Origin of the sequence: Christensenella tenuis, assembly GCF_014287795.1 — a bacterium.
GTDB lineage: Bacteria > Bacillota > Clostridia > Christensenellales > Christensenellaceae > Christensenella > Christensenella tenuis.
Genome location: NZ_JACOON010000001.1, coordinates 147180 through 159749 on the forward strand (window position 1 = coordinate 147180; position 12570 = coordinate 159749).

12 protein-coding genes, 1 tRNA gene and 1 riboswitch are annotated in these 12570 nt (G+C 47.6%); of the genes, 10 read left to right on the forward strand and 3 right to left on the reverse strand.

What is annotated here, in order from left to right:
- The first annotated feature begins 4 nt into the window (after positions 1-4).
- Entirely contained in the window at positions 5-511 is a 507-nt protein-coding gene (locus H8S18_RS00735) for a flavin reductase family protein (RefSeq protein ID WP_186856407.1), read from the forward strand.
- A gap of 586 nt (positions 512-1097) precedes the next feature.
- On the opposite strand, the gene H8S18_RS00740 is transcribed toward H8S18_RS00735, so the two are convergent.
- The 3 genes from H8S18_RS00740 to H8S18_RS00750 all read right to left on the reverse strand — a co-directional run bounded on the left by H8S18_RS00740 (position 1098) and on the right by H8S18_RS00750 (position 4095).
- Positions 1098-1181, reverse strand: a tRNA-Leu gene (locus H8S18_RS00740).
- 77 nt (positions 1182-1258) lie between these two features.
- On the reverse strand, positions 1259-2521 hold the full coding sequence (locus tag H8S18_RS00745; protein ID WP_186856408.1) for a hypothetical protein: 1263 nt from the start codon (positions 2519-2521) through the stop codon (positions 1259-1261).
- 152 nt (positions 2522-2673) lie between these two features.
- On the reverse strand, positions 2674-4095 hold the full coding sequence (locus tag H8S18_RS00750; protein ID WP_186856927.1) for an alanine/glycine:cation symporter family protein: 1422 nt from the start codon (positions 4093-4095) through the stop codon (positions 2674-2676).
- A 165-nt stretch (positions 4096-4260) separates the two neighbouring features.
- Positions 4261-4380, forward strand: a riboswitch (FMN riboswitch).
- A gap of 66 nt (positions 4381-4446) precedes the next feature.
- On the opposite strand from H8S18_RS00750, the gene H8S18_RS00755 reads away from it, so the two are divergent.
- From H8S18_RS00755 to H8S18_RS00795, 9 genes are all read left to right on the forward strand, one after another.
- Complete coding sequence (locus H8S18_RS00755) at positions 4447-5034, forward strand: ECF transporter S component (protein ID WP_186856409.1); 588 nt, start codon at positions 4447-4449, stop codon at positions 5032-5034.
- A gap of 104 nt (positions 5035-5138) precedes the next feature.
- Positions 5139-5564: a tRNA (adenosine(37)-N6)-threonylcarbamoyltransferase complex ATPase subunit type 1 TsaE gene (tsaE, locus tag H8S18_RS00760; protein WP_186856410.1), complete on the forward strand. Its 426-nt coding sequence runs from the start codon at positions 5139-5141 to the stop codon at positions 5562-5564.
- Positions 5561-6235 (forward strand): tRNA (adenosine(37)-N6)-threonylcarbamoyltransferase complex dimerization subunit type 1 TsaB, encoded by a 675-nt coding sequence (tsaB, locus tag H8S18_RS00765; protein WP_186856411.1) that lies wholly within the window; start codon positions 5561-5563, stop codon positions 6233-6235. Before tsaE ends, tsaB begins: the two co-directional genes overlap by 4 nt.
- Positions 6232-6708, forward strand: a complete 477-nt coding sequence (gene rimI / locus H8S18_RS00770) for a ribosomal protein S18-alanine N-acetyltransferase (RefSeq protein WP_207721610.1) — start codon at positions 6232-6234, stop codon at positions 6706-6708. Before tsaB ends, rimI begins: the two co-directional genes overlap by 4 nt.
- A gap of 44 nt (positions 6709-6752) precedes the next feature.
- Complete coding sequence (locus H8S18_RS00775; protein ID WP_186856412.1) at positions 6753-7973, forward strand: NADP-dependent isocitrate dehydrogenase; 1221 nt, start codon at positions 6753-6755, stop codon at positions 7971-7973.
- Positions 7973-8476, forward strand: coding sequence for an SEC-C metal-binding domain-containing protein (locus H8S18_RS00780; protein WP_186856413.1), 504 nt, complete (start codon positions 7973-7975; stop codon positions 8474-8476). Before H8S18_RS00775 ends, H8S18_RS00780 begins: the two co-directional genes overlap by 1 nt.
- Before the next feature lie 271 nt (positions 8477-8747).
- Positions 8748-10217 (forward strand): 4-alpha-glucanotransferase, encoded by a 1470-nt coding sequence (gene malQ / locus H8S18_RS00785; RefSeq protein WP_186856414.1) that lies wholly within the window; start codon positions 8748-8750, stop codon positions 10215-10217.
- A gap of 5 nt (positions 10218-10222) precedes the next feature.
- On the forward strand, positions 10223-11128 hold the full coding sequence (locus tag H8S18_RS00790; protein WP_186856415.1) for a DUF5104 domain-containing protein: 906 nt from the start codon (positions 10223-10225) through the stop codon (positions 11126-11128).
- A 25-nt stretch (positions 11129-11153) separates the two neighbouring features.
- Entirely contained in the window at positions 11154-12542 is a 1389-nt protein-coding gene (locus H8S18_RS00795; RefSeq protein ID WP_243165022.1) for a glucose-6-phosphate isomerase, read from the forward strand.
- Positions 12543-12570 lie beyond the last annotated feature (28 nt).

Here is a 12570-nt window from a genome sequence, read left to right on the forward strand (position 1 = left end):
AGCAATGTTGGAATTTAAGGAGCTGGATCCCGCGGAACTTGAAGGGAACCCCTTTGAAATGATCGGAAAGGGCTGGATGCTTGTCACGGCGGAAAAAGAAGGACAAGTGAATGCCATGACAGCCTCATGGGGCGGTATGGGTGTGATGTGGGGGAAAAATGTTGCGTTTGTTGTAATCCGTCCGACCCGGTACACAAAGGAGTTTATTGATGCAACAGATACCTTTTCTCTTGCGTTTTTAGAGGATAGCTACCGCAAAACGTTGAATTATTTTGGAACGGTATCCGGGCGTGATGAAGATAAGATTAAAACATCGGGGCTGACCGTATTACACGACGAACAAACGCCGTATTTTAAAGAGGCGAGTCTTGTTCTTGTCTGCCGAAAGCTGTACGCGCAGCAGTACGACCCGAAATGTTTTATTGATCAAGAGCCGGACAGAAAATGGTATCCGGAAAAGGACTATCATACGATGTATATCGCAGAGATTGCAAAAGTCTTTCAAAAATGAATAGAAAAATGCAAAGGCCGCAGCAATCATGCCGGGGCCTTTGTATTTCTATTCATTTTTCCAGTTTTTCAGGATCTGGATTTTCTATGTTCGCATAGTAAACCGTACAGTGATAAATATAAAGCTGGCAGCAGTCTGTTTTTTTTGTTTTGAAGAATACAAGCCTGTTCATACATTTATTCAGGACCTTCATTTTTCAGCAATGCAATATCCGTATATCCGAGATGAAGTACATCATGCTCCGCCCTCTTTACGATACTGGGAATTTTTCACGACTCACTCATCATAGTAAAGCCCCCTCGGAGATTTTATTATAAAAAAGCACCGCGAGCAAAATCTATTTCCCGTGCATAGCAAAGTCTAGAGGCGGGCAAACGCCGGAATGAGAAATAAAGGAAGATTAATTTAAGGAATAGAAGAAGGGCAGACACCGCCATACCGGAAATCATAAACAAATTTTAGAGCCCGATTTTGTATTGCGTTGAAACATAATGCCAGCAAAATTTCAGAAGAAAACAAGAAAATTGAGAATACCCGCAAAATGGCATATAAAAAATCGCTTAAATTGATTAAGCGATTTTTTCTGTGGTGCGGTAGATGGGACTTGAACCCATACGTCATGGACACACGCCCCTCAAACGTGCCTGTCTGCCTATTCCAGCACTACCGCGAGCAACACAAAATATTATATTATACGAACAGGCCGAAGTCAAGAAATAGATTTCACTTTTTACTCTAAAATAGAAATTATTTCTTTTTCTTGTATTGATCCCTATACCGTTCCACCCGGGAGCCTACTTTAGGCCGCGAAGAGTCCCGGACTGGGTGCGGTATGTTTTGTGCAGGTGAAGCAGGCTGTGTGGGTATGGATTCAGGCGCTTCGTCTACGGAGGTATTCCGGCGGGCAAGCGACTCTTCAGCGATGGTGGGGCGCGTAATGGGGTTGCCTACATCATAGCCACGCGAAGCGCGCGTATATTTATTGGGATCATAAGTATCCTCGGGTTCGCGTGCTGTTTCAGGCAAACCACAGGAATTCTCCGCCTTCCGTGCACAAGTATCGCCTGCAAGTCCTTGCGAAGCGCTGTCTACAGTATCTGGCTTAACCTCGATGGAACCCTCAGCCGCGCTATAGGTGATCTCTCTTTTCCTGCTTGCATGAATTAGTATGATAATGATAACGATAAGCGCCACGACAACGCAAGCCCCGGCTACATATAACGGAAAATATGGGTCGTTATAGTAGGCGTCTGTAATCCTTTGGCCGATGTTCTGCAGAAATTGCTGGATTCCGCCTGAGGCTGGCGCTGAGGAGGACTGCGGTACCGGGGTAGGGGTAGATGAAACGGTGGCGGCCGGGGTAGGCGAAATTGTGGGAGCCGCCGATGATTGCACAGCAACAGGAGTGCTGTCGAATCTCAACGTGGATAAAATGGTTTCCGCGGGGGCCAGATAAGTGTTTGACGCATCGTTTTTATAGAGCATCGTGATTGCGAATAAATAATTATCATCCGCAAGCAAATAAATTTTTGTTGTATAACCATTATCTTCCGTGTGCCGCCCAGTTAATACGAGCGCCGTTTTTCCGGCGAACGTTTCCGTGGTGTCCGCGTCAAAGGTATAAACAGAACCGTATTCCGCTTTCTTTTCCTGCGCGATGGAATCCAGTTGCTCTGCCGAAAGCATGGACAAATCCGTAATGGCACTTTCTGCTGAAAGACTGGGAAGGATCTCGCTGACCGGCGTTGCGGTCATATCGAGCGAATAGGAAAGTGTCGTCCCATTTTCATAAGATGCGATTAAAAAACACACCGGAGGCGTTTTTCCCTGCGCGACCGCAAGAAGGTCTTCCGGCATATTCGAACCTTCCTGTGTATAATAATATGTGGTCTCCTCTTCGGGAAGTTCGACGTTATAGTGATATGCCTGATCCGCATAAGGTGCGGCGAGCGCAGAGACGGATATAGACAATATAAGGATAAACGTGAGGATAAATAGCAGCTTTTTCAAAACAGTCCCTCCAGATGTTAAATCGCATTTATGATCCGGTTTGTTGCTATTATAACTTAACGATAAAAGATTTTCAATGAAATCCGGCAGCAGGCATGTTGGAGTGGCAAAAGCAAACGATACTGCACCCCACGATACCATTTGCTTTTGCGTCAGATGCGTTTTGCCTGTTTGCGCATCATTTTTTCACGTTTGAGGAACTTCTCGTCGAAATCGTCTGTTTGCTGCACAATCACTTTGCTGAGCACCAACAGGCAGATCAGGTTGGGAATCGCCATTAGGCCGTTTGCCGTATCTGAAAAATTCCACACGATCTTGAGGGAAGTGACTGCGCCCAGGAATACAACGCATGCAAAGACTGCGCGGTAAATATAGCGCGCCTTAATGGAATGGGTAAGATATTCGAGACTCTTCTCGCCATAATAACTCCAGCCGAGAATTGTAGAAAATGCGAACAAAATCAATCCGATTGTTACGACATAGCTTCCAACAGGCCCCATAACGCTGCCAAAGGCCGCGATGGTAAGGGAAGCGCCCGTTACGAGCTCACCGCTTGCGTCAAGGGTTCCCAGTACGCCCGATCCTGCAATGGCAAGTCCGGTAAGGGTACATACGATAATCGTATCGAAAAATGTTCCCGTCATGTTAATATAACCTTGCCGGCCGGGATGATCGGTCTTGGCCGCGGCCGCAGCAATTGGCGCGCTGCCGAGGCCGGCTTCATTGGAAAAAACCCCGCGCGCAACACCGAAACGGAGAGCGCTGGCAAAAGTAAATCCGGCAACCCCGCCAAGAACGGAAGTGGGCGAGAAGGCGCTGCTCATAATTTGCCCCACACCCGACGGCAGGGAATCGAAATTCAAGACGATGACAATCATACAGCCGATTGCGTAAAAGACAGCCATTACCGGGACGATTTTGGAGGAAACCTTGCCAATGGATTTGATCCCCCCTAAGAGTACAATGCCGACAAGTACGGCAATCACAAGACCTGTAATCCACGTTGGGATATTGAATGTACCCAAAACAGCATCTGCAATAGAATTGATTTGCGTTAAATTGCCGATACCAAACGATGCGATCACTGCAAAAACAGCAAAGGCGGCGGCAAGCACCGTGCCCAGCCACTTTACCTTGAACCCGTTTTTGATGGAAAACATCGGTCCGCCTGACATCTCGCCCTTTTGATCCTGCTGCCTGTAATAAACTGCAAGGACAGATTCGCCGTATTTTGTTGCGAGCCCGAACAGCGCCGAAATCCACATCCAGAAAAGCGCGCCCGGGCCGCCCAGCGTCATCGCTGTGGCGACCCCAACGATATTCCCCGTACCGATGGTTGCGGCAAGCGCGGTCATGAGCGACTGGAACGGGGAAATATCCCCTGCGTCATCATTGTGTTCCTTCTTAATGCTGTGCTTGGAGAATACCTGCTGCAGCGCGTATCCCAAATTGCGCAACGGGCGGAATTTCAGGCGAATCATCAAAAAGACGCCCGTACCGACGAGCAGAACGAGCATAACCGGTCCCCACACAAAATCATTTACATTGCTAAGAATCCCGGAAAACCGGGACATAAACGAGTCAAAATTCATGACCATACCCCTATAGCTTAAAATGCTTTGAAATAGGCGCTAAACGCCCGAGCAATACCATTTATATTAAACAAAAACAGATTCCCTGTCAAATGGCGGGTATTGACAGGGAAAGAGAGGGGGACTATAATAAGTAAAGAAAAGTGAATGAGTCTTCGGGGCAGGGTGAAATTCCCTACCGGCAGTATAGCCTGCGAACCCCTGTAAAGGGGCCGATGCGGTGAAATTCCGCAGCCGACAGTATAGTCTGGATGAGAGAAGAATGATATGGTTACATATTGATTTCCGGGGATTTCGATTCACGGAAATTTTTTAATATGGAGGTATCATCTCATGAACACTCTTTCAAAGCCGCGGTTTACAACGCGGAACATCACTTCTATCGCTGTTATGGCGGCGCTGTCCGTCATACTGGTTGCAATGATCCACATTCCAATGTTCTTGCCGTTTCTGGAATATGATCCGGCCGATATTCCAATTTTTATTACGACCTTTGCGTTTGGCCCTCTGGTTGGCTTTGTTCTTACAGTTATCGTAGCTGTACTCCAGGGCATAACGGTAAGTGCATCAGCTGGAATTATTGGCATTATGATGCATATTTTTGCGACTGGTATTTTTGTTATTGTGGCAGGAAATATTTACAAACGAAACAAGACGCGTAAGAATGCGGCGTTTGCCCTCGCAATCGGAGTTGCCGTATGGACGATAGCTATGGTTGTGTGGAATATTATAATGACGCCTCTTTATATGGGTGTTCCGCGCGAGGAGGTTATTGCGCTTATTGTTCCGGCGATCCTGCCCTTTAACCTGATTAAGGCGGGAATCAATTCGATATTGACTTTTGCGCTGTATAAGACGGTCGGGCGTTTGTTCGGGCTTAAAGAGATTAAAAGCATAAAGGAATGCCCTGTGGAAAAATAAGCTGTTGGGCCGTATTTACCGCGTGATACCTTGCATAAGCGGCGTTTTTCCTTTATAATAAGAAAATGTGCAGATGCACAGAAGCAATAAGGAACCGGGCGCAGATGCAGGAATTTTTAAGTGATAGTGAATCAAAAACAAAAGAGTTCGCAAAAAAGCTGGCTTCCCGTCTGGTTCAAGGCAGCTTTCTTGCCGTTTATGGGGATCTTGGTGCAGGCAAGACAGCCTTTGTAAAAGGACTGGCCCAGGGCCTCGGCGTAACGGAAAGCATCGTAAGCCCGACTTATACGATTCTCCGTGTTTATGAGACGGGACGGGTGCCGCTCTATCATTTTGACGTTTATCGTATTGCGGATGAAGATGAGCTTTATGAAACGGGCTTTGACGAATATGCAGCAGGAGATGGCGTTTGTGTATGCGAATGGGCGGACCTTATTCCGGACGCACTCCCTATACCGCGATTTGACGTCAGAATCGAACGTCTAAGTGAAATGGAACGGAAGATAACCCTGCAAGAGGTAAAAAAATGAAGCTGTTGGGAATGGACACGACGGGAAATACGCTTTCCGCTGCGGTCAGTGAGGACGGAAGGCTGCTTGCGGAAATCTACCTTGATACCGGAAAGAAACATTCCAGTACGCTGATGCTTGCGGTGGACGGCGCGCTTCGCGCGGCAGACTGTACAGCAGGAGATATGGATGCGTTTGCGGTGGCTTGCGGGCCGGGATCATTTACCGGAATACGGATTGGTACCGCAACATGCGCGGCAATGGCACACGGGGCAGGGAAGCCTGCGGTTGCGGTGAATACGCTGGATGCGCTCATTGAAAATGCAGGAAAAGAAAAACGAACCGTATGCGCGGTTATGGACGCGCGCAGAGGCGAGGTTTATACGATGGCAAAATGCGGCGGCGAATCTATTGTCCGCGAGTGTGCGGTGCCGCTTGTAACGCTTCTCACGGAGTTGCTGCCGAAGGGGCCTGTGGTGTTTGTGGGAGACGCGGCAGAACGCTTTCAAAATGAAATTATGGAGAACAGGCCGGATAGCTTGTTTTTGCCGCAGCAGTTTGCGCTGCAGCGTGCGTCGTCTGTATGCGCGGTTGCGGAGAGACTTTACAGGCAGGGTGAATTACTCGGGTATGACGAACTGGAACCGCATTATTTACGGGAAAGCCAGGCGGAAAGGTTGAGGAAACGTTGAGATCTTTAAGCGATGTGGTCATCAGGGCTGCGGAACGCGGGGATCTGGAAGATATCCATTATTGCGAGAACAGTAGCTTTGATCTTCCGTGGTCCTACGCAATGCTCTACGATGATATTATTGAAAATGAAAACACGGTATATCTCGTTGTAGAAAAAGAAGGCCGGATCATTGGCTATGGCGGCATGTGGATCATCTTCGACGAGGCGCATATTACAAATGTGTGTATTCTGCCGGCGTATCGCGGCAGGGGATATGCCTATGCGCTGATGAGGGAACTGAACCGGGCTGCAAAAGAACGCGGAGCAGACGCAATGTCGCTCGAGGTTCGGGTGTCCAATAGGGCGGCGCTAAAATTGTATAAGAAATGTGGATTCTCAATTCACGGAATTCGAAAACGGTACTATTCCAACAACGGGGAAGATGCATACGTAATGTGGACGGAGCGCGGACCGGGACTGGAAGCACTGTAACAAACGCGCGCAGCGCGTGGAATAAGCTTTGAGGAGGATAGGATATGCAGAAAATCAAGATGCCGGTGCCCCTTGTCGAAATGGACGGGGACGAAATGACGAGAATTATATGGGATATGATCAAGCAGGATTTGCTTTTGCCATATATTGAGCTCAATACTGAATATTATGACCTTGGACTTCCGTATCGGGATGAAACGGACGACCAGGTGACGTATGATGCGGCGAATGCAATCAAAAAATACGGTGTGGGCGTAAAGTGTGCCACCATTACCCCGAACGCGCAGCGTGTGGAAGAGTATCACCTGAAGGAAATGTATAAAAGCCCCAACGGTACTATCCGCGCGATTCTTGACGGGACAGTATTCCGCGCCCCTATTGTAGTTGACGGGATTTCCCCGTCTGTAAAAACATGGAAAAAACCGATTACGATTGCGCGTCACGCTTATGGGGATGTATACCGTAATACGGAGTATCGCGTGCCCGCAAATACAAAATTTGAAATGGTATTCACTGCACAGGACGGAACGGAAACAAAACTGCCCGTGTTTGAGTATGAGGGCGGCGGTGTTGCGCAGGGCATGTACAACACAGATAAATCCATCGGCAGCTTCGCACGCAGCTGCTTTAACTATGCGCTCGATACCAAACAGGATCTCTGGTTTGCGACCAAGGATACGATCTCCAAGATCTACGATCACACGTTCAAAGATATTTTCCAGGAAATCTATGATGCGGAATATAAAGAAAAATTTGAAGCGCTCGGTATTGAGTATTTCTACACGTTGATCGATGATGCCGTGGCCCGCGTGATCCGTTCGGAAGGAGGATATATCTGGGCATGCAAGAATTATGACGGGGATGTCATGAGCGATATGGTAGCAACCGCTTTCGGCAGCCTTGCCATGATGACGTCTGTGCTTGTTTCACCAGACGGAAACTATGAGTATGAAGCGGCGCACGGTACGGTAACGCGTCATTTCTATAAGCATCAGGCAGGAGAAGAAACTTCCACCAATTCCATGGCGACGATCTTCGCATGGTCGGGCGCGCTCAAAAAGCGGGGAGAATTGGATGGCAATACCGCACTCGTAAATTTTGCGGAAGCGTTGGAAAAGGCATCGGTCCGCACAATTGAAGAAGGTGTGATGACGAAAGACCTTGCGCTTTTGTGGGAAAAGGGAGATAAAACAGTGGTGGATACCCACGGTTTTATCCGCGAAATTGCAAAACGGCTGGATGAGGAACTTAGGGAGGCTCTGTAATGGCTTTATACGAACAATGGAAAAATCTTGCGCAGATGGCGCAGACTCCTGCGCAGCAGCAGGCATTTTGGGACGACTATTTTTCTATGGAGACCGACGTATATGAGAAGATATTGGGCGATACGTCCGTTGCCTATGAAGGTACGGTAAAAGAGGTTGCGGAAAAGGTCGGTATGGAACCGGTCGTGTTCTGCGGCTTTATCGATGGCATTAATACCAGCCTCAAAAAGGAGATTGATCTCGATTCGCTCGAGGAAGACACTGCCATTAAGCTGGATATTGATTTTGAAAAGTTGTATTTTAACATGCATGAAGCAAAGGCAAAATGGCTGTACACACTGCCGCAATGGGACGGTGTACTGCCGGAAGAACGCCGGAATGAAATCACCCGGGAATGGCGCGCATCCAAGCAGGCTGTCAGCGAGAAAACGGTGGGCAGGAACGATCCGTGTCCATGCGGCTCAGGCAAAAAGTATAAAAAATGCTGCGGAAAAAGTGCCTGAGCGTCTGTAGCAACGATTATCCCCCGCTTGGAAAGCCAGCGGGGGTTTTCTTTTGCTTTCAGTAGGGCGTGTTATTACGCCTGTGTCTTTGGGCAACTCTACAACTCTACCAGAGGCGCTTTCCATAAAAAAGGAAAACGAAAAGAATAAAAATGTTTAAATCCATTGTGTGAAGAGGATAAACAAAAGGAAGCAAATTTTGGAAAGCGCTATACTTTTCATGAGAAAAAATATATAATAAAGGTGTAATAAAAACTATGGAGACAAGTCTATGAAACGGGGAAGCGGGATACTGTTGCACATATCATCCTTACCATCTCCTTATGGGATCGGGACGCTCGGGAAAGCGGCGTATGATTTCGTAGACAGTCTTTCTGCGGCGAAACAGTCATATTGGCAGGTACTTCCATGTACGCCTACGGGCTATGCCGATAGCCCTTATTCAGGTACGAGCGCTTTTGCCTACAATCCCTATTTTATCGATTTTGACTTCTTGGCTGAAGAGGGCCTTCTGAAAAAAGGCGATTATGCTCATTTAAACTTTGGGGAAGATGAAACATGCGTCGATTATGAGGCGCTTTTTCATCTGAAAAATGACATTTTGGAAAAAGCATATCAATCCGGAGTTGAGCGCTACCCCCATGAATTTGCTGCTTTCAAATTTGAAAATTCGAGCTGGCTATTTGATTATGCTCTGTTTGTCGTGCTGAAAAAGCACTTCCATTATTTGCCGTTTCGCGAGTGGGACAAGTGTATTGTGGAACGGGAACCGGCCGCAATCATGGAGATGACGCAAAAGTATGAGCGTGAGATTGAGATTGTGCAGTTTACGCAGTTTTTATATGAACGCCAATGGTTTGCGTTGAAAGCATATGCCAATGGAAAAGGAATCCAGTTGATTGGAGATATTCCGATTTATGTATCTCCCGATTCGGCGGAGACATGGGCGCACCCGGAATATTTTGTAAAAGACGGAAGCGTGGCGGGCACGCCGCCCGACTATTTTTGCGGGGAAGGGCAGCTGTGGGGAAACCCCCTCTACGACTGGAATTATATGCGTGCGCATGGATATGAATGGTGGGTAAGGCGCATGCAGCGCAGTTTGCACCTGTACGATATCCTGCGTATCGATCATTTCCGTGGCTTTGAAGCTTACTTTAAGATACCAAAAGGCGGTATGCCCAAAGATGGGCAGTGGGTGAAAGGCCCGGGCGGCGAGCTTTTTGACGCAATTAAAACGGCGCTTCCGATGCCGCCAATCATAGCGGAGGATCTTGGTGCGATTGACGACAATGTAAAAGGATTCCTCGATTATTGCGGGTTCCCGGGGCTCAAGGTTTTACAATTTGCTTTTGACGAGCAAGACAGCTTTTATTTGCCGCACAACTATCCGCGCAACAGCGTGGTCTATACAGGAACACACGATAACGATACGACGCTCCACTGGTTTCAGACAATCGGGCCGGAAACCAAAAGATTTCTGGAGGATTATATTGGAAAAACAGCGGAAACTGATATAACCGGAAAGCTGATTCGCCTTGCCATGATGAGCGTTGCGGATATTTCCATCATCCCGATGCAGGATGTCCTTGGCCTTGGAGGTGAGGCGCGTATGAATTATCCGTCAAAAGCGCTGGGAAATTGGAAGTGGCGCATGAAAAAGGATGCGTTCAGCAGGGAACGGATTGAATGGTTGCGCACGGAAACAGAGGTTTACGGAAGAACGCAAGAGAAGGGGTAACTGATATGAGCAGGAAAATTGCTGCGATGGCTTTTGCTGTGATACTGATTATCTGCGCATTGCAGGGAGCCTGCTTTGCCCAGGACAATTCTGTGGAAAGTGCTGGGGAGTCCCTTGCGGTTGCTGCCGAAGAAATACTTGCTGTAATCAAAGACGGGAATGCGGCCGATGCGAAAGCGATGTTTACGGAAGAGGCGGCGGCTACCATTACAGAGGAAACATTTCAGCAGATGGCTGACTATTTTCATGGAGAGGTTATTCACACCGAAGTAGCCGATATTTCCGTTGATACAACCAACGACCTTGGAACGGGCAGCCAGATTACTCAAAGGAGCGCGAGTCTTCAGGTCGTAACCGATGCCGACGAATATTATATTCAGATACAGCAGGAGCGGGTAAACGGCGGGAATTGGAAGATTAACGCGTTTAATATTGTGAGCGCTGCCGACTATTCTGCGGCGACAACTGTGGACGAGGCAAAAACCGCTGCGCCGCAGGGAATTATGATAGCGGTGACGATTGCGTTTTATGCGGTGATTGTATGGGCCTCCATCTCGTGCATTCGGGCAAAAATCAAACTGAAGTGGTTGTGGATGATTATCATTATTTTGTTCACAATTGCGGTTACGGTTGCAGGGGATGGGTATGCCACAAATATAAATGTGCAGTTTGGCTTTTATATTGCAACTTTTTCCAGTGCATTTTTCCTTGTCAACGGGGTATATCAGGTATGTGCCGTCCTCCCCGCAGGCGCGATTTTATTTCTGGCGCTCAAAGGTGTGCTGGAGCGATATTATATCCGGAGGGAATGGCAGCAGAAAATAGAAATGCAGGCGGCTGCGGCGATGACCGGAAGTCAGGATCCGGAAATACCGGAAAAAAAGAATAATCAATCCGAAGGGTTGAGATAAAAATGAAGTATTGGAGGATGAGAATATGAAAATCGATTTTAATAATATGTTGCAAACAAGCATTGGGGAGCATGGAATCCGAGAGCAGGATATACAGAAAATGGCGCAGAAGCTTCCGCAGGTGCACAAGAATATGTGTGCGAAAAAAGATGCGATGGCGTGGCGCAGCCTGCCCTATAACCAGGCGGAGATCGTCGCAGACATTAAAAAGGAAGCGGATCGAATCAATGCAAATTTTGATAATTTTGTGGTGCTGGGAATTGGCGGGAGTGCGCTTGGTTCAAAAGCGCTTTTTACAGGCACGAAACACCTGAAATATAACGAGATTTCGCGTGAGAAACGTGGAGGAGCCCGGTTTTACGTAGTGGATAACGTGGATCCGGACGGAATCAATGCCTTGTTCGATGTAATTGATGTAAAGAAAACATGCTTCCACGTAATTACCAAAAGCGGCAATACAGTAGAAACGATGTCCCAGTTTATGATCGTTCTTAGCAAGCTGGAAGAAGTTCTGGGTGAAGATTTTAAAGACAACATCGTGCTCACGACAGATAAAGAGAAAGGGATTCTGAAAAAGATTTCCAATCAGTATGGGTTCAAGACATTTACGGTGCCGGACGGTGTAGGCGGGCGTTTCTCTGTTTTGTGCCCGGTTGGCCTGCTTTCTGCAGCAGTCCTCAATATTGATATCGATGCATTGTTTGCGGGTGCAAAAGAGATGGACGAAGCATGCACGCGGGAAGACCTATGGGAAAATCCGGCTTATATGTATGCGCTTCTCTACTGCACCGCAATGGATATGGGAGTTAATATTTCGGTAATGATGCCCTATGCCGACGGGCTTCTTAATATGGCCGAATGGTATGCACAACTGTGGGCGGAGTCGCTCGGAAAACGTTACGGGAATGATGGCAGCGTTGTCAATAAAGGCCAAACACCTGTACGTGCGCTTGGTGTAACCGATCAACATTCACAGATACAGCTTTATACGGAAGGGCCGTTTGATAAAGTAATTTCCTTTATTGACGTGGAAAAATTTAACACGGAACTGAAAATTCCCGATGCCCCCATTGATATGATGGATGCGGCTTATTTGCAGGGGCAGACAATCAATAAACTGATTGCTTCCGAAATGCGCGCGACGGAATATGCCGTCACGCAGGCGGGCAAGATGAATATGCGTATTACATTGCCGGAAATGAATGCAAGAGAGATTGGCGCTCTTTTCTTTTTCCTTGAAATGGCAACGGCGGCAGCCGGGGAATTTCTTGAAATTGACGCTTTCGACCAGCCGGGTGTGGAAGCGGGTAAAATTGCGACATTTGCGCTTATGGGACGCGAAGGATATGAAGAAAAGGCGGCAGAGCTCAATGCTGTCCAGGGAAAGGACGGAAAATTCGTTTATCAGGTATAAGACTATTTTGGAGATTGAAAAAGGACGG

Coding starts and splice junctions, on each gene's coding strand:
- H8S18_RS00735 (WP_186856407.1), top strand. CDS start 5: ATGTTGGAATTTAAGGAGCTGGATCCCGCGGAACTTGAAGGGAACCCC.
- H8S18_RS00750 (WP_186856927.1), bottom strand. CDS start 4,095: ATGTCCCGGTTTTCCGGGATTCTTAGCAATGTAAATGATTTTGTGTGG.
- H8S18_RS00755 (WP_186856409.1), top strand. CDS start 4,447: ATGAACACTCTTTCAAAGCCGCGGTTTACAACGCGGAACATCACTTCT.
- tsaE (WP_186856410.1), top strand. CDS start 5,139: ATGCAGGAATTTTTAAGTGATAGTGAATCAAAAACAAAAGAGTTCGCA.
- tsaB (WP_186856411.1), top strand. CDS start 5,561: ATGAAGCTGTTGGGAATGGACACGACGGGAAATACGCTTTCCGCTGCG.
- H8S18_RS00775 (WP_186856412.1), top strand. CDS start 6,753: ATGCAGAAAATCAAGATGCCGGTGCCCCTTGTCGAAATGGACGGGGAC.
- H8S18_RS00780 (WP_186856413.1), top strand. CDS start 7,973: ATGGCTTTATACGAACAATGGAAAAATCTTGCGCAGATGGCGCAGACT.
- malQ (WP_186856414.1), top strand. CDS start 8,748: ATGAAACGGGGAAGCGGGATACTGTTGCACATATCATCCTTACCATCT.
- H8S18_RS00790 (WP_186856415.1), top strand. CDS start 10,223: ATGAGCAGGAAAATTGCTGCGATGGCTTTTGCTGTGATACTGATTATC.
- H8S18_RS00795 (WP_243165022.1), top strand. CDS start 11,154: ATGAAAATCGATTTTAATAATATGTTGCAAACAAGCATTGGGGAGCAT.